The organism is Peptacetobacter sp. AB800 (assembly GCF_047807365.1).
Lineage (GTDB): Bacteria > Bacillota > Clostridia > Peptostreptococcales > Peptostreptococcaceae > Peptacetobacter.
On record NZ_JBLOUI010000001.1, the window covers coordinates 1 to 25,570 of the forward strand.

General features: G+C 29.9%; 24 protein-coding genes. 1 reads left to right on the forward strand and 23 read right to left on the reverse strand.

Annotated features, from left to right (window positions below; all coding sequences use genetic code 11):
- Positions 1-490: 490 nt before the first annotated feature.
- The 8 genes from ACK2WN_RS00005 to ACK2WN_RS00040 form a co-directional block, all read right to left on the reverse strand.
- On the reverse strand, positions 491-952 hold the full coding sequence (locus tag ACK2WN_RS00005) for a MarR family winged helix-turn-helix transcriptional regulator (protein WP_006440213.1): 462 nt from the start codon (positions 950-952) through the stop codon (positions 491-493).
- A 355-nt stretch (positions 953-1,307) separates the two neighbouring features.
- Positions 1,308-3,590, reverse strand: a complete 2,283-nt coding sequence (locus tag ACK2WN_RS00010) for a bifunctional dihydroorotate dehydrogenase B NAD binding subunit/NADPH-dependent glutamate synthase (RefSeq protein ID WP_416154486.1) — start codon at positions 3,588-3,590, stop codon at positions 1,308-1,310.
- Between the two features lie 578 nt (positions 3,591-4,168).
- The gene (locus ACK2WN_RS00015) at positions 4,169-4,744 is read right to left on the reverse strand and encodes a hypothetical protein (protein ID WP_416154487.1); all 576 of its coding nucleotides are present in this window, start codon (positions 4,742-4,744) and stop codon (positions 4,169-4,171) included.
- On the reverse strand, positions 4,734-4,907 hold the full coding sequence (locus tag ACK2WN_RS00020) for a hypothetical protein (protein ID WP_329999713.1): 174 nt from the start codon (positions 4,905-4,907) through the stop codon (positions 4,734-4,736). Before ACK2WN_RS00020 ends, ACK2WN_RS00015 begins: the two co-directional genes overlap by 11 nt.
- Position 4,908: 1 nt before the next feature.
- Positions 4,909-5,307 (reverse strand): hypothetical protein, encoded by a 399-nt coding sequence (locus ACK2WN_RS00025; protein WP_329999711.1) that lies wholly within the window; start codon positions 5,305-5,307, stop codon positions 4,909-4,911.
- Positions 5,291-5,452, reverse strand: coding sequence for a hypothetical protein (locus ACK2WN_RS00030; protein ID WP_416154488.1), 162 nt, complete (start codon positions 5,450-5,452; stop codon positions 5,291-5,293). The genes ACK2WN_RS00025 and ACK2WN_RS00030 overlap by 17 nt, the downstream gene beginning before the upstream one ends.
- A gap of 274 nt (positions 5,453-5,726) precedes the next feature.
- Complete coding sequence (locus ACK2WN_RS00035) at positions 5,727-7,139, reverse strand: RNA-guided endonuclease TnpB family protein (protein WP_416154489.1); 1,413 nt, start codon at positions 7,137-7,139, stop codon at positions 5,727-5,729.
- Positions 7,140-7,784: 645 nt separating this feature from the next.
- A complete protein-coding gene (locus ACK2WN_RS00040; RefSeq protein ID WP_416154490.1) occupies positions 7,785-8,144 on the reverse strand; it encodes a GntR family transcriptional regulator in 360 nt (119 codons plus the stop codon).
- A gap of 269 nt (positions 8,145-8,413) precedes the next feature.
- Here ACK2WN_RS00040 and ACK2WN_RS00045 point away from each other — a divergent pair, with 269 nt between their 5' ends.
- Positions 8,414-9,268: a sulfurtransferase gene (locus ACK2WN_RS00045; protein ID WP_118547983.1), complete on the forward strand. Its 855-nt coding sequence runs from the start codon at positions 8,414-8,416 to the stop codon at positions 9,266-9,268.
- Between the two features lie 222 nt (positions 9,269-9,490).
- Here ACK2WN_RS00045 and ispG read toward each other — a convergent pair whose 3' ends face one another.
- The 15 genes from ispG to ACK2WN_RS00120 all read right to left on the reverse strand — a co-directional run bounded on the left by ispG (position 9,491) and on the right by ACK2WN_RS00120 (position 25,287).
- Complete coding sequence (gene ispG / locus ACK2WN_RS00050) at positions 9,491-10,552, reverse strand: flavodoxin-dependent (E)-4-hydroxy-3-methylbut-2-enyl-diphosphate synthase (RefSeq protein ID WP_416154580.1); 1,062 nt, start codon at positions 10,550-10,552, stop codon at positions 9,491-9,493.
- Between the two features lie 47 nt (positions 10,553-10,599).
- Positions 10,600-11,634, reverse strand: coding sequence for an RIP metalloprotease RseP (rseP, locus tag ACK2WN_RS00055; protein ID WP_416154491.1), 1,035 nt, complete (start codon positions 11,632-11,634; stop codon positions 10,600-10,602).
- A 23-nt stretch (positions 11,635-11,657) separates the two neighbouring features.
- A complete protein-coding gene (locus ACK2WN_RS00060; RefSeq protein WP_300530345.1) occupies positions 11,658-12,815 on the reverse strand; it encodes a 1-deoxy-D-xylulose-5-phosphate reductoisomerase in 1,158 nt (385 codons plus the stop codon).
- A gap of 315 nt (positions 12,816-13,130) precedes the next feature.
- Positions 13,131-15,347, reverse strand: a complete 2,217-nt coding sequence (locus ACK2WN_RS00065; RefSeq protein WP_416154492.1) for a cell wall-binding repeat-containing protein — start codon at positions 15,345-15,347, stop codon at positions 13,131-13,133.
- Positions 15,348-15,698: 351 nt separating this feature from the next.
- Positions 15,699-16,478, reverse strand: coding sequence for a phosphatidate cytidylyltransferase (locus ACK2WN_RS00070; protein WP_416154493.1), 780 nt, complete (start codon positions 16,476-16,478; stop codon positions 15,699-15,701).
- Positions 16,479-16,481: 3 nt separating this feature from the next.
- Positions 16,482-17,213: an isoprenyl transferase gene (locus ACK2WN_RS00075; RefSeq protein ID WP_329999698.1), complete on the reverse strand. Its 732-nt coding sequence runs from the start codon at positions 17,211-17,213 to the stop codon at positions 16,482-16,484.
- Between the two features lie 28 nt (positions 17,214-17,241).
- Entirely contained in the window at positions 17,242-17,445 is a 204-nt protein-coding gene (locus tag ACK2WN_RS00080; protein ID WP_300530337.1) for a hypothetical protein, read from the reverse strand.
- 2 nt (positions 17,446-17,447) lie between these two features.
- Positions 17,448-18,005 carry a ribosome recycling factor gene (frr, locus tag ACK2WN_RS00085; protein WP_300530335.1) on the reverse strand — a complete coding sequence of 186 codons (558 nt, stop codon included), beginning with the start codon at positions 18,003-18,005 and terminating at the stop codon, positions 17,448-17,450.
- Between the two features lie 107 nt (positions 18,006-18,112).
- Positions 18,113-18,817, reverse strand: a complete 705-nt coding sequence (gene pyrH, locus ACK2WN_RS00090; protein ID WP_006440197.1) for a UMP kinase — start codon at positions 18,815-18,817, stop codon at positions 18,113-18,115.
- A gap of 95 nt (positions 18,818-18,912) precedes the next feature.
- Positions 18,913-19,821, reverse strand: coding sequence for a translation elongation factor Ts (gene tsf / locus ACK2WN_RS00095; protein ID WP_300530332.1), 909 nt, complete (start codon positions 19,819-19,821; stop codon positions 18,913-18,915).
- 84 nt (positions 19,822-19,905) lie between these two features.
- Positions 19,906-20,640 carry a 30S ribosomal protein S2 gene (gene rpsB / locus ACK2WN_RS00100; RefSeq protein WP_300530330.1) on the reverse strand — a complete coding sequence of 245 codons (735 nt, stop codon included), beginning with the start codon at positions 20,638-20,640 and terminating at the stop codon, positions 19,906-19,908.
- 180 nt (positions 20,641-20,820) lie between these two features.
- On the reverse strand, positions 20,821-21,840 hold the full coding sequence (locus ACK2WN_RS00105; protein ID WP_416154494.1) for a protein kinase domain-containing protein: 1,020 nt from the start codon (positions 21,838-21,840) through the stop codon (positions 20,821-20,823).
- Between the two features lie 159 nt (positions 21,841-21,999).
- On the reverse strand, positions 22,000-23,415 hold the full coding sequence (locus tag ACK2WN_RS00110) for a VanW family protein (protein WP_416154495.1): 1,416 nt from the start codon (positions 23,413-23,415) through the stop codon (positions 22,000-22,002).
- A 173-nt stretch (positions 23,416-23,588) separates the two neighbouring features.
- Complete coding sequence (locus ACK2WN_RS00115; protein ID WP_201416045.1) at positions 23,589-24,134, reverse strand: NADH peroxidase; 546 nt, start codon at positions 24,132-24,134, stop codon at positions 23,589-23,591.
- Positions 24,135-24,405: 271 nt separating this feature from the next.
- Complete coding sequence (locus tag ACK2WN_RS00120; RefSeq protein ID WP_416154496.1) at positions 24,406-25,287, reverse strand: DMT family transporter; 882 nt, start codon at positions 25,285-25,287, stop codon at positions 24,406-24,408.
- Positions 25,288-25,570: the final 283 nt, after the last annotated feature.

Consider the following 25,570-nt stretch of genomic DNA (forward strand, 5'->3'; position numbering starts at 1 on the left):
CTCGCCTATGCTTCGCAGCACAAACCTTGCAAGTCGCTATCAAGTTCGTCGGTAGCTACGCCTTTTATGGACTTTCACCACAGATTAATAGCATGCCCGTCATACTAAAAAAGAGATTGTTACAATTTTGTAACAATCTCTTCCACTTCGCAATATACGAGTTCAATCAATTATATATTATTTTTTAATAATAATAAAACAATATTACCCTTATTAGTATTTACAAATATATAGTTTTATAAACACCAATACACGTAATCTCATTCTTTTTCTGCTTAAATTTACTCTATTAAGTTTTTCAAATCACAAAATTTCAAAATTTATATCTTGGGATTTACTTATTGTCAACCTATTAAGATTTTTAATAGTTTAAAACTATTACACTCATTTCTTCTCTCTAAAAATGACCCTATATTGAAATTTAATAAATCATTTGAGTAAACTCAGTTTTAAGTTTTTAACCTTAGTCTATATTTCTTAATATAAGTAATTATTTTCTTTTCTTCTTATATATTCTTTTTTTATAGTTTTCAGTTATTGTTGTTAATACTTTTTCATATACTTCTTTTTCTTCTTCACTTACACCTTCGTATATGATTTCGTATATTTTGTCCATTATTTCATAGTATTCATTTTTGTATTTGCATCCTTCTTCTGTTGGATAGAATAATACATTCTGAATATCTGTTCCCTGGGCTACTCTATATATTAGCCCCTGTTCTTCCATATTTGAAAGCATTATTGAAACTGTTGATTTTGCAAGATCTGTTTCCTGGCATATTCCACTGAATACAATTCCTTCTTCTTTATTCTTCCATAATACTTCAAGAACTCTGAATTTAGATATAGATATATTTTTTATTCCTTTTTCTCTTAAAAATGCATTAAATAATCTTTCCTGAGAAAAATGTATTCCTGCTGAATATCTTATAACATCTTCTTTTTTTAACATAGTTCTCTCCTTCCTTATCGAAAAACTTTAATCAATTTAAGTCAGTTATAGTCAAAGTGATGTAACCATATATCCCTAAATTTAGATTACATTAAATTGTTAGAAAAGTAAAGATTTTGTAACAATTTTGTTCTTATTTTTTTAATTTTTTTACAAATTAAATTTTTTTGCGCTTGCAAAATTTATTAAAACTATAACTTAACTATTATTATAGTCTTTTTGTGCATATTTTTAAAGCTGTCAACTACTTTTTATAAAAAAATACAGTGATTATAAAAAACTAATCACTGTATTTTTATTCTAAATCAATAATTTTTTTGTATAATTTTTAATATCTAATATTTTACTTTATATATTATTTATTTGCATGTTTTTCTCTTAGGTATTTATCTATAGAAGCTGCAGCTGTTTTACCAGCACCCATAGCAGATATTACTGTTGCTGCACCTGTTACAGCATCTCCACCTGCGTATACACCTTCTTTAGAAGTCTGTTCGTCTTCATTAACTACTATACATTTCTTTCTATTTACATCTAGTCCTTTAGTTGTTGAAGATATTAATGGATTTGGTCTTGTTCCAAGAGCCATGATAACTGTATCTACTTCCATTTCAAATTCAGAACCAGGTATTTCTATAGGTCTTCTTCTTCCTGATTCATCAGGTTCACCTAATTCCATCTTAACACATATCATACCTCTTATAGAACCATCTTCATTTACTAATATTTCTTTTGGATTAGTTAATGTATGGAATACTATTCCTTCTTCTTTAGCATGATGTACTTCTTCAACTCTGGCTGGAAGTTCTTTTTCACTTCTTCTGTATACTATAGAAGCTTCTGATCCTAATCTTAGTGCAGTTCTAGCTGCGTCCATTGCAACATTTCCTCCACCAACTATAGCAGCTTTCTTACCTATATTTATAGGAGTATCGTAAGAATCGTCATAAGCTTTCATTAAGTTAACTCTTGTTAAATATTCATTTGCAGAAAGAACACCGTTGGCATTTTCTCCTGGTATTCCCATGAATGTTGGAAGTCCTGCTCCTGATCCTATAAATATTGCTTCAAATCCTTCATTTTCTATTAATTCGTCTATTGTTATAGTTCTACCTATAACAACATTAGTTTCTATTTTAACACCTAATTTTTTGATGTTGTTTATTTCTGACTGAACAACTTTCTGTTTTGGAAGTCTGAATTCTGGTATTCCATAAGTTAAAACTCCACCTGCTTCATGGAATGCTTCGAATATTGTAACATCGTATCCTTTTTTAGCTAAGTCTCCAGCACAAGCAAGTCCTGAAGGACCACTACCTACTACAGCAACTTTTATTCCATTTGCTTCTTCTTCTACACCAAAGCTAACTCCATTTTCTCTAGCCCAGTCACCAACGAATCTTTCTAGTTTACCTATTGCTAATGGGTCATTTTTTATACCTACAACACATTTACCTTCACATTGACTTTCCTGTGGACATACACGACCACAAACAGATGGAAGTGAACTTGATATAGATATTACTTTTGCAGCCCCTTCTATATCTCCATCTTTAACTTTAGAAATAAATGCTGGTATGTTTATTTTTACTGGACATCCCTGAACACATCTAGGATTCTTACAATTTAAACATCTTTCAGCTTCTCTCATAGCTTCTTCTTTATTATATCCTAAGCAAACTTCTTCAAAGTTTTTAGCTCTTTCTTTTGGATCCTGTTCTCTTACTGGAACTCTTATTGATTTTTTCTTATCTTCCTGACATCCACAACTACCATTGCTGTGAGTATCTCCTTCTTCCATTTTTAGTATAGCTCTACCTTCAGGAGTTTTGAACATTGTCTGTCTTCTCATAGCTTCGTCGAAATCTACAAGATGTCCGTCAAATTCTGGTCCATCACAGCAAGCAAATTTAACTTCATCTCCAACAGTAACACGACATGCACCACACATACCTGTACCATCAACCATTATAGTATTTAAACTAACTGTAGTTGGTATATTAAGTTCTTTAGTAAGCATACACATAAATTTCATCATTATCATTGGTCCGATAACTATTGCTCTAGTGTATTTTTTACCTTTATTATCTATTAAGTCTTTTAAACAATCTGTAACTCTTCCGTTAAATCCATAAGAGCCATCATCAGTAGACACATAAACATCTCTAGCCATTTTTTTCATTTCATCTTCCAATATTATAAGGTCTTTAGATCTAGCACCTATGATAACATCACAGTCTATACCATGTTCTTTTAACCATTTAACCTGTGGATAAACTGGAGCTGCTCCAACACCACCGGCCACGAATATGATATTTTCTTTTTTCAAATCTTCTATATCTTCATAAATAAATTCACTTGGATTTCCTAAAGGTCCAACAAAGTCATTGACAAAATCGTTTTCCTCAATCTCAGCAAGTTTTATTGTTGATGCCCCAACAGTCTGTAAAACTATTTTAACTGTACCTTTTTCTTTATCGTAGTCAGCTATTGTTAGAGGAACACGTTCACCCTTTTCATCTATTTTGATGATTATAAACTGACCAGGGTTTGCTGCTTTAGCAACTCTAGGAGCTTCAATTTCCATTGCAAAAATCTTATCTGTTAAGCGTTCTTTTTTTACTATTCTAAAACTCATATCACATTCTCCTATCTTTATTAAAAGAGTAAAATTTATATTTTTCCATAAAATTCGCAAAATTTTATGAATTATAAATCTTCTAGTTCTTATTTTTAATTATACTATATTTTTGTTCATAATGATAGTAATTATATCTTGTCAATTTTTTAGATATTTATTTTTTTATATGTATTTATGCGTTTTTTTAACAATCTATATTGCACACTTTTGATTTATTTTTTTCTGAAAATTCCATAAAACAATTGAAATCTAGGCATTTTTATGTGATAACTCATCCTTTATTTTCGTTAATTTTTTATTTTTCTTTCTGATTTATCATTATATTTTTTTATTATTATACTCATTTATCATAAGAAAGTTTTTTTATATTTTGCCGTAAAAAAAAAATTTTTGAATATTTATACAATTTTAGAGGTGTTAAAACCTTGTCATAGCCTAATTTCAATATATTTTTAACATTCTGTATTGTATTCTGTACTTGTTAACACAAAAAATAAAAACGGTTTAAAGCTTTGATAAATTTAAAACTTCAAACCGTTTCATAAGTTTACAAAATGAACTATAATTTTTAAATACTATTCATCTATTCTTAGTAAATTCTTTTTAGAGTATTCTTTTATAGGTGCTTTTCTCATAATTAACCAGTAAATAGTATACATCAATAGAGTAAATATAACTGTTAATAGAACTTCATAATTTTCTAAAGCAATTTCAATATAGTATAATATTTTATATCCTAGTGCCTGTATAAAACTACTTGGACTTACACCAAATAGTACTATTATTGATGCTAGTACAGTAATTCCTATCATCATTTTTATTCCACCAAATCTGTAGAATAATGCTCCTAAAACAAGTCCTACAGAAGATTGAATTATTATCAATCCTAAATACTCCATAATATTCAATCTTTTATATACTAGTGGAATTGGGCTTATTGCTTGCATTAAGTTTTCAGCTCCTATTAGAAGTATTGAGAATATAATCATACTGATAATTGTAAATTCTACTAAAGATATTGTTGATGCAATTATTATAGATTTTCTATCCGCTCTCATATTCATCATTGTGCTAAATTCTACTGTCGAAAGTAGTATTCCATATACCATAGCCACTCCAGACATGCCGCCATACATAGAGCTAAATGACATTCCACCGGCTTTTTGTAGCTGCTCCACCCTGTACTGAATCTAGGTATATATAGCTCATAACAAGTCCAATTCCTAGTATTAAAACCATTACAGATGTTACTACTAAAAAATATGTCTTCATATTTATTTTCAAATAATTTAAGTAAGGTTTTAGTGCTGTCATCTTAATTCACCTCTTTCGTAATTGTTACGAATGCATCTTCAAATTCTGCCTTCACAACTTCTATTCCCTTTTCTTTTATTGTTTCTAAATCATCGCCTGATATATTTCCATAGTAGAAAATTGTCTTTGTAGATCTAAATTTTTTTAATTCTTTTGACTCTCCATAGAATGATAATTTCTTTAAATCTTCATCTTTTCCAGATAATAAGTTTGATTTACTTTTGAAGTTATCCACATCCTCATATACACCAATTTTATTTTCGTCGATTATTATTAACTTTTCTATTATTCTTTCTATTTCTCCAACTTGATGAGTTATTATTATGTATGTTCCCATGTCTTCTGAATATTTTTCCATTAACTCTTCATAGAATATTTTTCTATTAGCTACATCTACCATTTCTACCAAGTATTCCGTATATATGTCCAGGCTCTATTTCTAAATTTATATTATCTAATATTACTTGTTTTCCAAATTTTTTGATCAATCCTTGTATTCTAAGAGTTGCACTCATGACTATTCCTGGTTCTAAAAATATATACAAATGTACTCATTTTAGATATTTCGCTCTTATTCTATCTTTTGATAGTTTTAAGTCTTGGTTGAGCCAGTTATCTCGATAAATTTTCTATCTCGACTATCCCACAACCGTATTTTTTATTTATTTAAAGCATTTTATCTAACCCCCGTCACCGATAAAACATACCCTCTATTTATCAACAGTTGGATAAATACAAAATATATTCGTGATTAAATAAAATATACTTTTAACCTATTTTTTATTTTTATAAATTAGTATAAATTTTATTAAATATCATTTACTTTATATCAGCCACTCTACTTTCTAGTATTTCCTTAACTTTCTTATAACTTGTAAACATCTTTATTTCTTTATCATATTTCCTTTCTAAAATATTCTTACTTGCATTTATATCTGCATGGATTTCTCCACAATTATCACAAACAAATGAATCTCCATTTCTTACACCAAATCTTCCACATTTACTACAAATTTGACTTGTATACGCTGGATTTATGTATGTAAATTCAATACTACTTAATTTGAATTTGTACTCAAGTCTATCTCTTATGTAGCCCTTTATCCATCTCGATAACTTTCTTTTTACAGATTTTGGATATCTGTCATCCCAACTCACAAAATCTAAATTTTCCATTACAACTTCCTTCGGCTTTTCTGACTTTATAAATTCATCGATATTTTTATTGATATAAGATTTAACTGTTTCATCGTGTTTATTTTTGTTGTTTCTGTATTTTTTCTTTCCTAAATTATTTTTAAGTATGTTGTCTGCTTTTTTAGTGTTACCTTCTTCGAGGTATTTTCTTCTAAGTGCGAAAAATCTATTTCGATTAGCATTTTTATTATTCAATCTTTCAGTTTCTTTACTTAAATAATAATTCAATTTTTCTCCATACAGATTTCCATTTGATGTTGCAAGCAAGTATCTATATCCTTTATCTATTCCTATAATATTTTCGTTGGTATTTTCCTTTGATTCCACTTCTAATGGAATATTTATTCTCACTACATTATCTATGATTTTGATTTTAAGTATTTTGTTGTATTTATTTGAATCCCTCAATTTTATTGGTATTCTCTTTCTTGTTTCCATTGAAGCTATATAAATATAATTTTCCTTTAATTTATTTTTTGAATATCTATACAAACCTGTATCTATCGAAAAAGAATTTATTTTGTTCGTATAAGGAACTTTTCCTTTATATCGCCTAGTGTATCTTTTTATTAAGTTATTCAAATATTTAATATTTAAGTTTTTTCCTTCGAATTTTTTAGGAATATCAAAGTTTATATTGTTTAATACGTTATAATAAAGCTTATTTGCTGATAGTATATAATTTATATAATATCTGTCATCAGTAGATAAATGTTCATTATTATAAACAGCAGTCCTAATTTCATTTTTTGTATTAGACCAACCAGATTTTATATTTCCAATTGCATCTTGTAATGCTAATTTCCAATATCTAGCTGGTAAATCCCACTGTTCATAAAACTTTGTACTTACCCATTCATCTCTGATTTTTCGAGGTTTTTCAATGATTAAAAGACTTTTTATTCCACTATATCTTGAATATACGTAGTTTTTAACATTTTTGTATTCTCTTCCTATTTTTAATAACTCTTCAATTTCACATTCATCAATTTTATAGGAGTATTGTTTTACAGTTTTTGTTATTGTCTTTACCATTTACCTCACCTCGATTCTATAACAAATTTTATCTTTCTAATTATATTATATACAAATCGAAGTTATATTATACAAATGATATAAAATATTTTTAAGTTTTAAATAAATAAAAAATACGGTCGTTATATCTAAAATACATCCGTATATATTTTTGGAGTGTTCAATCGGAATCGCTACTTTCCAACCAGTTCTCAGAATAGATAAATTAAAATACGATTTTTAATTTTATTCACGAACTTCTTAATATTTCTATTAAGCACAGACTATATCACCATCTAATTTTTTAGATGCTCCCCATTTCCACCACCAATAGCTTGTGATGTACGGCATTTGCCTAGTCGTTGAACCTTATCCTGTTCGGATCTTGGCTGCTGATTATCTATTATTAAAGCACTTAGGATTTAACCTTATGCCATCTAGTTAATTTTTTCTGCTTTCGCAACATTCACGCTTGAATATCTTTCAATTCTACGTTGTAGTTTAACTAGCTTTAGGAACTTCCAGCAATTAAAGGAGTTTTGGGCGATTTCTCGCCTCTCTACACTCTTTATGAATGTAGGGAGCTTTTTTGTAAAAATATATTTGTCTATATATGTATATTTTTGACTATATTTTTAACAACTATATAGTTGCTCCTTTTATATTTTATCCTTTGCTAATTATATCTACTAATTCTTCTCTACTTATCCCTAATTTTTTAGCTTCTTCTAAAAAAGATACTAGCGATTCATTTATAAATTTTTCTTTTCTCGCCTTTATTATTATTTCTTTTGCTCCTTCTGCCACAAACATTCCTCTACCTCTTTTTTTATATAGTATTTCTTGATCTACCAATATATTCATTCCTTTTAGTACTGTAGCTGGATTTATTTCATACGTCTTTGAAATCTCAGTTGTAGATGGTACTTGCTCATTTTCTCCTATTCCATCTATGAGTATTTCATCCTCTATTGCCCTAGCTATCTGTATAAATATAGGTTCTTCGCTATTCAAAACAAATTTCATAGGCTCCTCCTTTCTCAAATAACTATTTATTTGATTGAAATTAATTTCTGGTTTATTAGTTAGTTAGTTGAGTAACTAACTCCTTAACTAAAATATATACTATACTTACCTATATGTCAATATTTTTCAAAAAATTTTATTTTTTTGTTTTTATATATATTTACTAGTTATTTCTTTTGTACTAATATTAAAGTATACGGTGAATTTTTTAACACCTATATAATATGTTATTCTGCAATAATTGTAGATATAATACGGAGGCGATTTTTTTGAAAAACTTAATATCAGCAACTGATTTAATAAAAAAATTAGAAAATAACGAAGATATGGTACTTATAGACTGTAGATTTGACCTTATTGACAGAGGATACGGAGCTAGAGCATATAAAATGGGACATATCAAAGGAGCGTATATCTTAGATGTAGATAAAGATTTATCTGCTCCAATAACAGAACATGGTGGTTTTAACCCACTTGCAAACCCAGAAGAACTTGCTGCTAAGTTAGAAAAAATGGGTATAGACAACGATACATACATAGTTACTTATGATGAAGGTGATTTAAATGGACCTTCAAAACTTATGTATCAGCTTATGTACATGGGAATTAAAAATGTAGATGTTTTAGACGGTGGTCTTCCTGCATTTGTACATGCTGGTGGTAAATTAGAATCTAAAATACCAGAAGCTAATCATACAGACAAGAAAATAACTTTAAACTTAGATAAAAATACAATGGTAGATATGGAATACGTTAAAGAAAGATTATACGATCCAAATACTATAATAATAGACTCTCGTTCAAATGAGAGATATCAGGGAATAGTTGAACCTGCATATTCTAAAGCTGGTCATATTCCAAGTGCTAAAAACTACTTCTTTAAAGATATTTTAAATGATAATTTTGAAAATGGTTCATACAAAGATGCCGAATTCTTAAAAGAACATTTTAAAGATTTAATAAATACTGATAAAGAGATAATTTTATCTTGTGGTTCTGGTATAGCTGCTTGTGTTAACGGTTTAGCACTAAAACAGTTTGACGTACCACATAAAATATATCCAGGAAGCTTCTCAGATTGGATTACTTATGAAGAAAATGAAATAAAAACAGGAAACGAATAAAATAACTTTATAATTAAAAAGGACAAGAGTTATATTCCTCTTTACTCCAGTCTTCAGCGCCCCACACTATTTTTTAACACACTTATAGGTATGGGGCGCTTGCAGCTTATAAATGTGTTATATAAAAGTGCGAGTCGCTGAAGCCTGGAGAGGAGATTATTTGTGAGCTTAAGCATTCCAAAAGAAAGAGACTGTCACAAAGTTTGCAACAGTCTCTCATTTTTATAAAGTTTCTATCTCTTTAACTAACTCATCTATTAAATTTTCAGCAGGTATTTTTCTTATTATTTCACCTTTTTTAAATAATAATCCTTCGCCTTTTCCTCCTGCGATTCCAATATCAGCTTCTCTAGCTTCTCCAGGGCCATTAACAACACAACCCATTATCGCAACAGTTATGTCCTTATCAAGATTTCCTATTCTTTCCTCAGCTTCATTAACCATATCAATTAAATCTATCTGAGTTCTACCGCAAGTTGGGCAAGAAATTATTTTTATCTTATCGTTTAAAAGTCCAAGACTTCTAAGTATATCCTTACCTACTTTCACCTCTTCAACAGGATCTCCTGTAAGTGAAATTCTCATAGTATCTCCTATGCCTTTCATTAAAAGACTTCCTACACCTATTGAAGATTTTATAGTTCCTCTTTTAATACTTCCAGATTCAGTTATACCTATGTGCAGTGGGTAATCGACCTTTTCAGACATAAGTTCGTAAGCTTCAACAGTTCTGAATATATCTGAGTTTTTAAGTGATATAACTATATCGTGGAAATCTAAATCTTCAAGAATTTTTATATGTCCCATTGCACTTTCAACCATAGCCTCTGCACAAGGTTCACCGTATTTTTCTAAAAGATGTTTTTCAAGTGAACCACCATTTACACCGATTCTTATTCCTATATTATTTGCTTTACAAGCTTCTACAACTTCTCTAACTCTTTCCTTATCGCCTATATTTCCTGGGTTTATTCTAACTCCATCAATCCCCTGTTCTATAGCTTTAAGTGCAAGTCTGTAGTCAAAGTGAATATCAGCTATTAGAGGAATATTTATCCCTGCTTTTATTTCTGCTATTTTTTCGGCTGCTTCCATATCAGGAACAGCAACCCTTACTAATTCACAACCAGCTTCTTCTAATCTCTTTATCTGTGCTATTGTGGCTTTTGCATCTCTAGTATCAGTATTTGCCATAGACTGAACTGATATTGGATTATCTCCACCGATTTTTACATTTCCACAAGTAACTACTCTTGTTTTCTTTCTCTGATAACTCAAATTTATCCCTCCTAATTTATATTATCTAAATATTTATTCTATATAAATTATATCTATCTAATCAGTTTTAAAATATCGTTGTAAGTGATAAACACTATAAATGCCATCAACGCGGCAAAACCTATCATATTCACAAAACCTTCTTTTTCAGGATCTAGTTTCTTACCACCTCTCAAGAACTCTATAAGAAGCATTAATAATCTAAATCCATCTAGTGCTGGGAATGGTACAAGATTAAGTATACCTAAATTTAAACTCAACACAGCCATTACATATACAAGATTTACTACTCCAACCTTACTTGCTTCATTTACCACAGAAACAACTGCAACTGGACCACCTACAGCATCAGTTAACTTCATTGGAAGGTTTCCTGTAAATAACTGAACTACAAACGTAACCATCTGAATACTCATTTCCCAAGTAGATACTACAGCATTTTTTATAGCTGTAAAAGGATTTCTACTCATCTTAGCTTCTATTCCAAGTATATATTTATTATCTTTTGATTTTTCTGGAGTTATTTCAAAAGTTTTTTCTTTTCCATCTCTGTCTACTACTATTTCTGTTTTCTTATTTCCTGATTTATCTACAGCAGCTGAAACATCTGCCCAATTTTTTATTTCCATTCCGCCTATTTCAACTACTTTATCACCTGGCTCTATACCCGCTTCGTAAGCTGGTGTTCCTTTAACAACATTTGCAAGCTCTGTCTGAGGAGTTCCCATATATGTAAATACCCCAGCTAAAAGTATTACTGTAAGTATTATGTTGAATATAGGTCCTGCTGCTATAGTCTGAACTCTCTGCCATATTGTTTTATCTCCAAATGAATCCATATTAGTTTCTTCTGGATCATTTTCTGCTCCGTCTTCTCCTGCCATAGCAACAAATCCACCTATTGGTATAAGTCTTATAGAGTACTCTGTCTCACCTTTTTTAGTGCTCCAAACTTTTGGTCCCATACCAACTGCAAATTCTAAAATACCTATCCCACTTCTTTTAGCAAATATAAAATGACCTAATTCGTGGAATAATATCATAAAACTAAATAACAATACTATAAAAACTATTTTTAAAACACTCATAGATTTCCCCCTTTATTTCTAGTTTAATTATTTTCTATTAATCCCTTTACATATTCTCTTGTTTCTAAATCTATTTCTAATATTTGTTCAAGAGTTGCATTTTCTATGCTTTCATGTGCATCAAGTGCCATTTTTATGTACTTAGGAATATCATAGAATCCTATTCTATCCTCTAAAAATTCATTTACAACTATTTCATTTGCTGCATTTAATACTGCACAATATGTTCCCCCAGCTTTTAAACATTCATACGCAAGTTTTAAGCATGGGAATGTTTCTAAATCTGGTTCTTCAAATGTAAGCTGTGATGCTTTTCTAAAATCTAGTCTTTCAAAATCTGTTTCCATTCTGTCTGGATAAGTAAGTGCATACTGAATTGGAAGTCTCATATCTGGACAGCCTAACTGAGCTATTACAGAGCTATCTCTATACTGAACCATTGAGTGAACTATACTCTGAGGATGAACTACAACATCTATGTCCTCAGCTTCTACATCAAATAACCACTTAGCTTCTATAACTTCAAGTCCTTTATTCATTAAAGTAGATGAGTCTATACTTATCTTTCTACCCATATCCCAGTTAGGGTGTTTTAGAGCTTCATTTTTAGTTATATTTACTAAATCTTCTTTTTTCTTACCTCTAAATGGCCCTCCAGATGCAGTTAGTATTATCTTTTCTACATCTCTTTTGTTTTCTCCATTTAAACTCTGGAACACCGCACTGTGTTCGCTATCTACAGGAAGTATTTTAACTCCATTTTCTTTTGCTGCCTTCATTACTAATTCCCCAGCAGTTACTAAAGTTTCCTTATTTGCAAGTGCTATGTCTTTTTTGCTTTCTATCGCACATATTGTGGGAACAAGTCCTATCATACCTACAACTGCAGTAAGTACAACGTCTATTTCATCTAGTGAAGATATTTTTTTAAGACCTTCCATTCCTGACAATACCTCTGTAGTACATCCTTCTGGAAGCAAGCTTTTTAACTCTTCTGCTTTTGCTTCTTCATACATTACAGCATATTTTGGTTTAAATTCTTCTATCTGTTCAAGTATCATTTTTACATTGCTGTTTGCAGATATTGCAACCGCTTCAAAATCACTTGGATTCTTTCTTATTACGTCTAATGTCTGTGTTCCTATAGAACCTGTTGAACCTAATATAGATATTTTTTTCAAAATTTTTTCCCCTTTCTAACATCTACAATTTTATAATTTTATTTTTGTATTTATCATCTAAGTATTCTTTCATATGTTTTTAATTGTATAATTTTTACCTTTATTTTTTCTTTACTATTTTTTAGTCCCTTCAAAATATTATACCATTGTGAACAAATTTTTAAAATATCATTTAGAGATAAATAAAAATACCTCCATATCAATAAAGATACAGAGGCATTTCGTTAACTTTTATTAAATTTTTATTTTTTATTCTAATTAGATTATTTTTTATTTTTAAATATATCTTTAACTCTTAATTTAAGTTATTTTTTATTATTTTAATAATCCTATTTTTGCAGCTAATGTTTCTAATACATTGTTAGATACTCCGTATCCTATCTGGTATATGAATACACCTTTGTCTGCTTTGTTCTTTAATGCATTTATCTGTTCATCAGATATTTTGTCAGTAGCAAGAACTATTGGAGCATCTTCTTTAACTGCTAAAGATGTTGATGTTAAAGCATCTACTAATTCATCTTTTTTAGCTGAACCATCTTTAGATACTATTATTTTGTTTAATCCGTTTTTAGCATATCTATCTATTATAGCTGCATTAGTTTTCTGTCTATTTGAACCAGCAACTCTGCTTGTTGATATCTTAGCATCTTTTAAAGCTTTTTCAGTTGCTTCAGATACAACCTCTGTTCCACCTACTATTGTAGCATTTGCTTTTAAGTCTGCTATTTTCTGAACACCATCTTTTGATAATCCACCATTTTTAGAAACTATTATTGGTTCTTCTCTATCTGCTGCAACTGGTGCTATTGACATTGCATCTGCTTCTCCATTAGCTCCTACAACAAATGTATTGTATGGTTTTTTGTTTTTTGATATTAATTCAGCTACTTTTAGAGATGTTTCTTCTCTGTTGCTTCCTCCAGATCTAACTACATCTACACCTAATTCTTTTAATTCTTTTTCTACTTTTTCAGATACAACAGCATTTCCACCTACTATGTATACTTTTACTTTTCCAGTAGATTTTTTAGATACTACTTCTTTTATGTAGTCTTTAGTAGATTCTGGTAAAGAATCTGTTTTTGTTAATAATATTGGAGCTACTTCTACGTTTGAAGTTTTTCCTAATATTGATGCTAGAGGAGATGCAGCAAGTCCATCTACTAGAGCATTTCCATTTACTAATACTAGGTTTCCATTTCCAGCAACATCTTTAGTGTTTGCAGTTTTGTTTGCAACTTCTACTGCAGTTTCGTATCTGTCATCTCCTGCAAGTACTTCCATTGTTGGTTTGTTTTCTGGTTTTTCTTCTGGTTTAGTTGGTGGTATTACTATTGGTGGTTCTGGTTGTGGTTTTGGTGGTTCTATATTTGGAACACTTGTTTCATGTTTATTCACAGATTCTTCTACATTTGGTATTGTATTGTTATTTGCATTCTGGTTATCTGCAACTATTTTATATCTAGCTACTACTTCACCATCTATTTCATCGCCTTTATCTCCATGATAACCTGTTTTTACTGCATTTTTAAATCCTGTTATAACTTTATCACTGCCTTCTTTAAACATAGGTTCATTTAAATTAGGTACTTGTCTTTGTTCATAGTGATATGCTCTTACTTTATTATCTTTAGTTTGATCATATGCGCCTTCATCAGCATATTTTTCATCTGTTGCAAATGTGTATCCATCAGCTAATTCTATTTCAAATTTACTTTCATCAGCAACCATTTTAGGGTTTCCATCTTTATCTGTTGCTTGAACTTTGAAATGCTCAGATTTCTCATTTACTGATTTTATATATTCTGGATATTTTTTGTCCTTATAAGATGCTATTAAGTTTTGAATAGCTTTTCTATTTGCTTTTACAGTTTCTCCATCTTTTGTTTTTAATACCTCTTCAAATCCTGTTACTTTACCTGTAGAATCTGTTTCAGGTTTTGTAAAGTCTACTTTATTGTCACCTAATTTATAAGTCTGAACATCTCCATTTTTAAGAGTTACTGTTAAAACTCCTTCATTATAATCCATTGCTTTAACAGAAGGATAATTAGTTGTATTTTTATCAAAGTTATTTTTCTGTTCCTCTAATGTATTAGTATTTCCTTTTACTTCATATTTTTCATATACTTTTGTATTTTTTGTGTAGTAATGTGAATATTCGTTTCCTACTTTTACATGACCTCTGTCTATAAGTTCTACTGAGTCATTAGGTCCTAATTCTTCTATTCTAGTAATTATTAAATCCTTCTGTCGTTTTAAATTTTCATCTGAAAGAGATGGATCTAAGTTTAAAGTATAAAAATTACGTTTTCTTATACCAACCTGATAAACACTTCCTCCTGTATTTAAAACCTTTTTTTCCATTTCTGCTATTATAGCATTTGCTAGATCTACTTTAGTCTTTTCATTATTTTCAACATCATATGTTTCTGGATTATACTCATGTATAGTATAAGCCATTGCTGGTGCTACTGTTGTTGCTAACATAGCCCCTGCCATAACAGTAGATAAAACTTTTTTATTCATAATATTTCCTCCATAAATTACATTTTGTTATTAGTTCGATGCAAATATATATATATCAGCAATATCAAACTATTATTGATTTATTTAGATAATATCACAGAAATTATTTTATTGATATATATATATATATTAGTATATAAAAATTATTTTTTATATTTATTAACGCAGACATTTTCTTAATATTTACAATATATTCAGAATTATCCATCTAATATTTTTATATATTGCAAAATATCACAAAAAAGAGCATCAAAAAAGAGACTCAATGATAAATCAATGTTAAATTTTTTTGACATTAATCATCATCAAATCTCTAAATTTTAATTTATATATTTTTATTTTAAATTTATCTTATATTCCAAATAATTTTATAGTGCTGTATACAAATGGAGCAACTAATATCACACTGTCGAACCTATCCAAAATTCCACCATGTCCTGGTATAAGTTTTCCATAATCTTTTATTCCTACATATCTTTTTATTGATGATGCAAAAAGATCACCAAACTGTGCTATTACACTACCGACAACACCTATGATTACCATATGTAGCATTTCAATTCCAAAGAAATGTCCTAAAATCATACATCCAACTGTACTTCCCAAAATACCACCGATACTTCCTTCGATAGTTTTTTTAGGACTTACTAAAGGTATAAGCTTGTGTTTTCCAAAGAAATATCCTGAGAAATAAGCAAATATATCTGTAAAGAATGATATTATAAATATCAACCACACATATATATCACCTTTTTCGAATCCATTTTTTGTTAATACTACAAAATCAAAGAATATCGCTACATAGAATATCCCAGAAAAAGTAATTGAAACATCTATTATGTTTTTCTTTCCTCTAAGCATATATACTATACATATTAAAAATAGTGCAAATATTGTCGCATATGTATACATAATTGGAAGATTGAAAATATTTTTTATCGCTAAATATGCAGCGAATATATACCCAACTATAAATACTGGTTCAATTTCTTTTTCTTCAAATGCTTTGTAAAATTCATGCATTGCTATTGCAACAACAACGAATTCTGCAATATAAAGAGGAACTCCTCCATATACTATAAATAGTAATAAAGGTAAAAGTATAAGTCCTGATATTATTCTAGTTTTCATTTTTTATTTTACTCCGCCAAATCTTCTGTCCCTTTTCTGATATGCGTAAATAGCTTTTTCAAGTGCTTCACCATCAAAATCAGGCCAATGTATATCAGTATAGTAAAATTCTGAATAAGCTATATCCCAAAGTAAGAAGTTGCTTAATCTTTGTTCCCCACTAGTTCTTATAACTAAATCAGGATCAGGTATTTCACCAGTACTTAGATGTTTTTTTATTCTTTCTTCAGTTATATCTTCTAAACTTATCTTTCCTTCTTTATATTCTTTTGCTATTTCCACTACTGCTTCTCTTATATCATTTCTTCCTCCATAGTTAAGAGCAAGATTTAGATGTACCCCAGTATTGTCTTTTGTCTTATCCATAGCAGAGTGTAGTTCTTTTACACATGCTTCTGGTAATTTTTCAAAATCACCTACTGCTGTTAGTTTGACATTATTTTTGTGAAGTTCATCTATTTCATTTTTTAGATAAGTGACAAGTAGGTTCATAAGAGCATCTACTTCTAATTTAGGTCTTTTCCAGTTTTCAGTAGAAAAGGCATATAAAGTTAAATACTGTAAACCTAATCTGTCAGCTTCTTTTACTACTTTTCTAATTGTCTCTACTCCGGCTTTATGGCCAGCAGTTCTTGGAAGAAATCTTGATTTAGCCCATCTTCCATTACCATCCATAATTATAGCGATGTGGGTAGGCATTTTCTCTAAATCTATATCGTATTTTAGATTGTTCATAATTTCCCTCCATATTAATTCTGACTCCTTATAATAAGGAGTCAGAGAAGTATGTTGCTGTTATTTCTACACTATCAGCTATTTCAGATATTCTTATTGCTCTTGGATTAGTAAGTCTTTCCTTATCTTTTCCGCCTTCAATATATATTGTGTGGTGTTTTATATTCTTTTCATCAAAATATTTTTCGACTTCCTCCACACTCAATCCTAATAGATTATAATATTTATTCAATATTATACCTCCATTATATCATTTTCTTTTTTAGCATATAGTGAGTCTATTTCTTTTATGTATTTGTCAGTTATTTTCTGAACTTCTTCAGTTGCTTTCTTTAATTCGTCTTCTGTTATTTCTCCAGCTTTTTCGATTTTTTTAAGTTTATCGTTAGCGTCTCTTCTTTCATTTCTTATTCTAACTTTGAAATCTTCTGCTGCTTTGTGAGCTTTTTTAGCTAATTCTTTTCTTCTTTCTTCTGTTAATGCTGGTACTGATAATCTTATTACAGTTCCGTCATTTGAAGGAGTTAATCCTACATCAGAGTTAGCTATAGCTTTTTCTATTTCATGCATAGATGATTTGTCCCATGGAGTTATCATAAGAGTTCTTGGTTCTGGAACTGATATAGCTGCCATCTGGTTTATTGGAGTTAATGTTCCGTAGTAGTCTACTCTTACTTTGTCAAGCATTGCTGCATTTGCTCTACCTGCTCTTATTGTTCCGAATTCAAATTTTAAAGCATCGATAGTAGCATCCATTTTCTGTTCTAACTGTTCATGTACTTCAAGTCTCATAATTGCGCCTCCTTGCATCTTCATTTTTTAATATTACTTAACTATATTTTATCATTTTCTAAATTATTTTTATAGATATATTATTGTTTTTATAGAATATTTAAATATTATTCTACAGTTGTACCTATATTAGCACCTTTTACAGCGTTTATTATGTTTTCTGTTGATAATTCGAAAACTTTTATAGGTATATTGTTATCTTTACATAAAGATGTAGCTGTTGAATCCATTACTTTTAATTCTTTCTGTATAACTTCCATATAGCTTAATTTTTCAAATTTCTGAGCATCTGGATATACTTTTGGATCTTTGTCATATACAGCATCTACATTTTTAGCTAGAAGTATAACTTCTGCTTCCATTTCAAGAGCTCTAAGTGCTGCTGCTGTATCTGTTGAGAAGTAAGGGTTTCCTGTTCCCGCACCAAATATTACAACTCTACCTTTTTCAAGGTGTCTAACAGCTCTTCTTCTTATATAAGGTTCTGCAACCTGTCTCATTTCTATACCAGTCTGAACTCTTGTTGCAACATCTATATTTTCAAGAGCATCCTGAAGTGCCATAGCATTCATTACAGTAGCAAGCATTCCTATATAGTCAGCTGTAGTTCTGTCCATTCCGTCACTAGTTCTACCTCTCCAGAAGTTTCCACCACCAACAACAACGGCAACTTCTACACCTAGTTCGTTGATTTCTTTTATAGCAACAGCTATCTGGTTAACTATATCGTTGTTTATTCCGCGTTTCTGTTCTCCAGCTAATGCTTCTCCACTTAATTTTAATAATACTCTTTTGTAAACTGGTTTATCCATTTTCAATCCGCCCCCTAAAAATTTTACTTGTAAAAATTGTTATTTTTAAAAAAGAGAACACTGACGTGCTCTCTTCTTAGTCAACTATTTAAAAATTACTGCATCTGTTTTGCAACTTCTTCAGCAAAGTTTTCTTCTCTCTTTTCTATACCTTCTCCAACTTCGAATCTAACAACGTTTACAACTTTTATTTCAGTTCCAACTTCTTTAGCTACTGATTCAACTAATTTTTTTACAGTGAAGTCTGGATCTTTAACGAAAGGCTGTTCTAATAAGCAAACTTCTTTAAGTTCTTTTTCTAATCTACCTTTAACCATTTTTTCAACTATGTTAGCAGGTTTTCCTTCGTTTAATGCCTGCTGAGTTAATACTTCTGTTTCGTGAGCTATGTATTCAGCATCAACATCATCTCTTGAAACGTATTTAGGGTTCATAGCTGCAACCTGCATAGCTACGTCTTTACCTAATGTAAGTATTCTTTCGTCTCTTCCTTCAGTTTCCATTTCAACTAAAACTGCTATTTTACCAGCTCCGTGGATGTATCCAGCTACCTGTCCATTAGTAGATACTTTAGCAAATCTTCTGAAGTCAAGTTTTTCACCTATTTTAGCAACTTTGTTGTTTAATACAGTCTGTAAGTCGTTTCCTTCTTCAGCTTCTTCAGTTAATAATTCTTCAACTGTAGTTTTTTCTGTATTTAAAGCCATTTTAGATACTAATTTTACGAAATCTTTGAAATCTTCGTTTTTAGCAACGAAGTCAGTTTCTGAGTTTACTTCTACAACAGAAGCAGCTGTGTTATCTTCGTTCATTTCTATAGCAACAAGCCCTTCAGCAGCTATTCTATCAGCTTTTTTAGCAGCTTTAGCTAGACCTTTTTCTCTTAATACGTCTACAGCTTTTTCCATATTTCCATCAGTTTCTGTTAAAGCTTTTTTGCAGTCCATCATACCTGCACCTGTAGCTTCTCTTAACTCTTTTACCATTGCAGCAGTTATAGCCATTTTTTGTTCCTCCTAAATGTACAAATATTATTTCTTTTAATATTATAAATGGTAAGGGAATCCCTTACCATTCAATTTTTAATATTAGTTTTCTTCTGATACTTCTACTTCTTCAGCTTCTTCTATTTCTTCTTCAGCACCCTGTCTTCCTTCTATAACAGCAGTAGCCATAGCAGCAGTTATTAATTTAACGGCTCTTATAGCATCGTCATTTCCTGGTATTGGGAAGTCTAATTCTTCTGGATCGCAGTTAGTATCAACTATACCAACAACTGGTATACCTAATCTGTGAGCTTCCTGTATAGCTATATTTTCTTTTCTTGGGTCAACTACGAACATAGCACCTGGTAATTCAGGCATTTCTTTTATTCCACCTAAGTTCTTTTCTAGTTTTTCTTTTTCAGCTCTTAATTTTATAACTTCTTTTTTAGGAAGTACGTCGAAAGTACCGTCTTCTTCCATTCTTTCTAATTCTCTTAATTTGTTTATTCTAGTTTTTATAGTTTTGTAGTTAGTTAACATACCACCTAACCATCTTTCGTTAACGTAGAACATTCCGCATCTTTCAGCTTCTTCTTTTATAGCTTCCTGAGCCTGTTTTTTAGTACCTACGAATAATATTGGTTTTCCAGCTTCAGAAACTTCTTTAACGAATTTGTAAGCTTCTTCTACTTTTTTAACTGTTTTCTGTAGGTCTATTATATATATTCCATTTCTTTCTGTGAATATATATTTACCCATTTTAGGGTTCCATCTTCTTGTCTGATGTCCGAAGTGTACACCAGCTTCTAATAACTGTTTCATTGATATTACTGACATTTTTTGTCCTCCTTGGTTTTTTCTTCCTCCAGATTGTTCATCTCCCTAAAAAACCCTTTGGGCACCTTTTAAGGATCGCAATTCTGTGTGTGATTATTCATTTTTTCACCTATAAGATTATAACATAGTAATTTTATGATTTCAATATGTTTTTTCATTTTTTCTATAAACTTGACAACGTTAAATATAATGTACAACTAAACCTAGTACAAACATTGAAACAAGCGCAATTACAATAGCCTTTTTGAATATTGAGCTCTTTTTATTTTTAGTTTCTTTTTCTATTTTTTCAATCTCTAGCTTTTGAGTTTGCATAAGTTTTTTATCTATAGCATTTAATTCCTCTTCAGGAGGATTTATTTTTATTTCAGCTGTACGATACATAATTCCAGTCATAGCCATTATGACTTCATTAAAGTTCTTATACTTATTCTTTCTACTAAGTAATCTTTTATCTATTTTTACAAGATCTTCATACTCTTTAATTACAGTAAGATTACTATAATCAGGTCCTCTATCTATTCTCTTTAGCATATCATGCTCGCCAAACGCTATCCCAAAAGGTCTCTTTTTAAATATCATTTCATAAAGTATAATTCCAAATGCAAATAAATCACTTTCATAATCTGTATAATCTATACAAAGCTGATGAGGCGACATGTATTGATAATTCCCTTTTGCTCTTATATTTTTTCCTCTATTGGCTGCTGTTATACCAAAATCTGCTATCTTAATATTGTAGTCTTTATCTACTATAATATCCTGCATTTTTAAAGACCCATGATAATTTATATTGTGCATTCCATCACTATATACACCCTTGTGTATTAGATTTACACTTTCTAATGCCTTTAAAATCTCTATAGAAATATTTATCATAGCTTCTGGATGTAAATAATTTCCTTTTATAAGCTCTGAAAGCTCTACTCCCTCTATATATTCGTAGGCTATGAAGTAATATCCCTTGTAATCCTCATAATGCTCACCTACATCTTTTATTTTTAATATATATTTAGAGCCTATATCATTTATTACAGTAGAAACATCTATAAAATTTTGTATAAAATCAGCGCTGATATGTTTGTTATGAGAGAATATTTTTATAAGCACTCTTTCATCTGTACTCAAATCTCTCGCAACATATAATCTGTTCTCCTCCATCACGCCATCAAAATCGACTGCGTATCTATTTTGTATCATTAAAACCCCACCTACTATAAAATTATTATAATTTTTTCTTTTTATTATCTTTTATTATATCAAATTAAACGACTCTATACACTAATCAATTAAAATTATCCGACAACTATTTTTCAAAATAAAAAAAGATGCCTCGAATTTTCAAGACATCTTTTTGATTTATTTTTTCATTTTTCTATATACGCCACCAGAAATATATTCTTTTTTAATCTGTTTTCCATTAGAGTCTTTATAGATTCTATAAGTTTTAAACTCTGTAGCATCTTTTTCGTCTTCTTTTGCTTTATTTTCAACAACTATATCTATGTTCTTCTTATCACCTGTATTTCCGTATATTGTACAAGTAAGTTGTTTATTTTGAACAGTATTTTTTATGTACACTGGATGGTCAAATGTATTTTTAAATTTAAAGTCAAGCCCTTCATCATTTACAGTAGCATCCCTTCCAAGTGGAACATATGTTAAAGATGAAGAATGGTTAGTAACACTTACAATATCCATACCTGATAATAATGCTGTGTTAAATATTGTAGATGACGTCTGGCAAACACCACCTCCAGCAGACTGTTCTAACTTACCATTTATTATTACAGGCGCTTCTTGATATCCATTCTTAGAGTTTGTCTTTCCAGTATATGAGTTATAAGAGAATACCTGTCCTGGCATCAGAAGTATGTCGCTAGTTACCTTAGCAGATTTTTCTACGTTATGTGATCTCTGGTTATTAGACTTTTCAAAAGATGTAGTATACTCAGCTAACTTTGTGTTGACTGACTCAACATCTGATGTTTTTACTTTAGCCTCATTTTTTTCCATTATTAGAGGTATTGTTTCCTTCTTTTTATTATCTATACTCTCTGTTAAATTAGACAATGTTTTAGAGATATTTAGCTTTATACCATCTGTAGATTTAGTAGTTTTTATGCTGCCATCTATTTTTATAGTAGCATCCTTAGGTTCTTTATCCAATTTCTTCGCTATTTTCTCTATTTCTGCTTTCATCTTAGCTTCGTCGTAAACAACTTCTATATTCTTTTTCAAACTTTTGTTCTTTAATGAGAAATAGTTATATAAATCTTTGTAATAACTTCCATCTCTAGTATATCCATAAGCCTCATCTACAATCTGATCTATATTGTATTTTAGCCCTACAGTATCTGGAGCTATCTCATATTCTTTTCCATTGTACTCAAATTTTATATTATCCACTTTATATTTTTTGTTTAGCATTTCCTTTACATCATTAGGTCTTTTTCCAGCAACATCAATTCCTTCTATATATATATTTCTAGCAATTTTACCATTGTATATATATGTAAAGTTAAATGCCATAACGAATACAGTAATTAATAAGAATACTCCTAAAATGCTCGCTACTATTCTTTGTTTTTTCTTCTGTTTTCTCTTTTTCTGAGAAACTCTCTTCTTTTTTCTGTTGTTCATATTCTTTTTTATATCATCAGAATTCTTTAAAGCCTTCTTTTTTGCTTCAAGCTTTTTTCTCTCATCTGTAGCTTTTAATGATTTTTTACCTGTAGTATTTTTTACTACTACTCTTTTCTTTTTTTCAGCCATTTTGGTATCACCTCTTTCCTCAAATGACTTAGATATTTCACAATTTATTATTTTAACATATATACAATTTTTCTTCCACATTTTTGAATTTTTATTCATAAAAAGCTAAAAAAGAGAATAAAAAAAGCTTCCGAGATTTTCCCGGAAGCTTGTATTCATTAATTTAAGCTTTATTATTTAGCAAAGTATCTGTTAAGTAATCCTAAGAATGCTTTACCATGTCTAGCTTCATCTTTACACATTTCGTGAACTGTGTCATGTATAGCATCTAATCCTAGTTCTTTAGCTCTTTTAGCTATTTTTAATTTTCCTTCAGTTGCTCCGTATTCAGCGTCAACTCTTAATTCAAGGTTTTTCTTAGTTGATGGTTCAACTACTTCTCCTAATAATTCAGCAAATTTAGCAGCGTGTTCTGCTTCTTCGAAAGCTATTCTTTTGTAAGCTTCTGCTACTTCTGGATATCCTTCTCTATCTGCCTGTCTTGACATTGCTAAGTACATACCAACTTCTGTACATTCACCAGTGAAGTTTGCTCTTAATCCTTCAACTATTTCTTCATCAACACCCTGAGCAACACCTATTCTATGTTCATCAGCCCAAACTCTTTCTCCGGCCATTTCTTCAAATTTATCTGCTCCTACTTTACATACTGGACATTCTGCTGGTGCAGTTTCTCCTTCGTGTATATATCCGCATACTGTACAAACCCATTTTTTCATTTTAGAATTCCTCCCTAAAGTTAGTTTAATTATTTTTTATTTGATAATCAGTTGTTTCCAACCCTATGTCTATTATATACCCTGACTTAAATCTTTAAAACATTTTTTTATTATTTTTCTTTTAAATATACTATTTTATCTTTTATATTTTAAATAATAGCAATGTAAATAAAATGTTATTTTTGTTAAGTCTAACAGGTTTTCTTTACTACGGTAATAATTATACCCTAGCTTCATTCTTCTAAACATTTAATTTATATTTTTTTAAATTTTATTGTTTATTTTTAAAAAACGGTAAGAATGATAATTTTGTTTCAGCTGTTATTACTGATGCAAATATTATTAAACTACCTATGATCATTCTAAATGTTACTGGCTCTCCAAGTATTATTATAGATAATATTGTTCCAAATACAGCCTCTGTAGAAAGAATTATCGCAACTCTTGTTCCGTCTACCATCTTTGAACATATTGTCTGAAGTAGGAAACATACTGTTGTACTGAACACAGCTAGGTATAGTATTCCCATATAACCAGATGTAGTTGAGTGAATACTTAATTCTCCCATAAATATCTGAGCTATAAAAGATAGTACAAATGCTGTAAAGAACTGAATAGCAGTTAATGCTACTGCATTATGATTCTTAACAAATTCACTAGTAAAGAATATCTGGAATGCAAATCCAAACGCACATAATAATGTAAGAACATCTCCTAAGTTAACTGTAAAATCCGCACTAAGAGATAAAACTGCTATACCTACTATTGCCATAAAACTACTTGCCATACCAAATTTATCGATTTTTCTTCTATAAAGTAATAATCCTATAAATGGAACTATTACAACATTTACTGATGTTATAAATGCATTTTTTGATGGAGTTGTATAATTTAATCCTAATGTCTGTAGGAAAAATCCTAAGAATAAACAAATTCCAAGTATAACTCCAACTTTAATTGTCCCCATAGATAAATTATTCTTTATCTGTTTAAAGAATATAACTGTCATTAACACCGCTGATATAAAAAATCTTAATGTCATTATCTGTGATGTGGTAAGCCCACCATCTAATGCAGCCTGAGTTGCGACAAATCCGCCTCCCCAAATTATAGCTACTATAAAAAGACCTATTTCCCCTATGTATTTTTTCATAGACTCCCTCCAAATTTATAATATTAAAATTAATATTAAACTAATACTAATTTTTATTTATTCTTAAAGAACGGTAAGAATAAATATATCCAGTTTATAGCTTAATATAAAAAAAATATTTTGTAAATACATTTTCTAGTTTTGTTTTATCTATTTGCCTTTAAATCCATTTATATTTTTAAATCTTTAGATATTTGAAGTCACTGTTTTTTTATAATTTATTCGCTTTAATTTCATACCCTTTTGCTATAATTATATCAAAATTTAAAATAAATGAGATTTA

Excerpts from the sequence above, each read along its gene's own strand:
- ACK2WN_RS00005 (WP_006440213.1), bottom strand. The coding sequence starts at position 952 with ATGTTAAAAAAAGAAGATGTTATAAGATATTCAGCAGGAATACATTTT.
- ACK2WN_RS00010 (WP_416154486.1), bottom strand. The coding sequence starts at position 3,590 with ATGAGTTTTAGAATAGTAAAAAAAGAACGCTTAACAGATAAGATTTTT.
- ACK2WN_RS00015 (WP_416154487.1), bottom strand. The coding sequence starts at position 4,744 with ATGTCATTTAGCTCTATGTATGGCGGCATGTCTGGAGTGGCTATGGTA.
- ACK2WN_RS00020 (WP_329999713.1), bottom strand. The coding sequence starts at position 4,907 with ATGACAGCACTAAAACCTTACTTAAATTATTTGAAAATAAATATGAAG.
- ACK2WN_RS00025 (WP_329999711.1), bottom strand. The coding sequence starts at position 5,307 with ATGGTAGATGTAGCTAATAGAAAAATATTCTATGAAGAGTTAATGGAA.
- ACK2WN_RS00035 (WP_416154489.1), bottom strand. The coding sequence starts at position 7,139 with ATGGTAAAGACAATAACAAAAACTGTAAAACAATACTCCTATAAAATT.
- ACK2WN_RS00040 (WP_416154490.1), bottom strand. The coding sequence starts at position 8,144 with ATGAAATTTGTTTTGAATAGCGAAGAACCTATATTTATACAGATAGCT.
- rseP (WP_416154491.1), bottom strand. The coding sequence starts at position 11,634 with ATGAGTGTTTTAAAAATAGTTTTTATAGTATTGTTATTTAGTTTTATG.
- ACK2WN_RS00065 (WP_416154492.1), bottom strand. The coding sequence starts at position 15,347 with ATGAATAAAAAAGTTTTATCTACTGTTATGGCAGGGGCTATGTTAGCA.
- ACK2WN_RS00070 (WP_416154493.1), bottom strand. The coding sequence starts at position 16,478 with ATGAAAACTAGAATAATATCAGGACTTATACTTTTACCTTTATTACTA.
- ACK2WN_RS00075 (WP_329999698.1), bottom strand. The coding sequence starts at position 17,213 with ATGAACAATCTAAAATACGATATAGATTTAGAGAAAATGCCTACCCAC.
- frr (WP_300530335.1), bottom strand. The coding sequence starts at position 18,005 with ATGAGACTTGAAGTACATGAACAGTTAGAACAGAAAATGGATGCTACT.
- pyrH (WP_006440197.1), bottom strand. The coding sequence starts at position 18,817 with ATGGATAAACCAGTTTACAAAAGAGTATTATTAAAATTAAGTGGAGAA.
- tsf (WP_300530332.1), bottom strand. The coding sequence starts at position 19,821 with ATGGCTATAACTGCTGCAATGGTAAAAGAGTTAAGAGAAGCTACAGGT.
- rpsB (WP_300530330.1), bottom strand. The coding sequence starts at position 20,640 with ATGTCAGTAATATCAATGAAACAGTTATTAGAAGCTGGTGTACACTTC.
- ACK2WN_RS00105 (WP_416154494.1), bottom strand. The coding sequence starts at position 21,840 with ATGATACAAAATAGATACGCAGTCGATTTTGATGGCGTGATGGAGGAG.
- ACK2WN_RS00110 (WP_416154495.1), bottom strand. The coding sequence starts at position 23,415 with ATGGCTGAAAAAAAGAAAAGAGTAGTAGTAAAAAATACTACAGGTAAA.
- ACK2WN_RS00115 (WP_201416045.1), bottom strand. The coding sequence starts at position 24,134 with ATGAAAAAATGGGTTTGTACAGTATGCGGATATATACACGAAGGAGAA.
- ACK2WN_RS00120 (WP_416154496.1), bottom strand. The coding sequence starts at position 25,287 with ATGAAAAAATACATAGGGGAAATAGGTCTTTTTATAGTAGCTATAATT.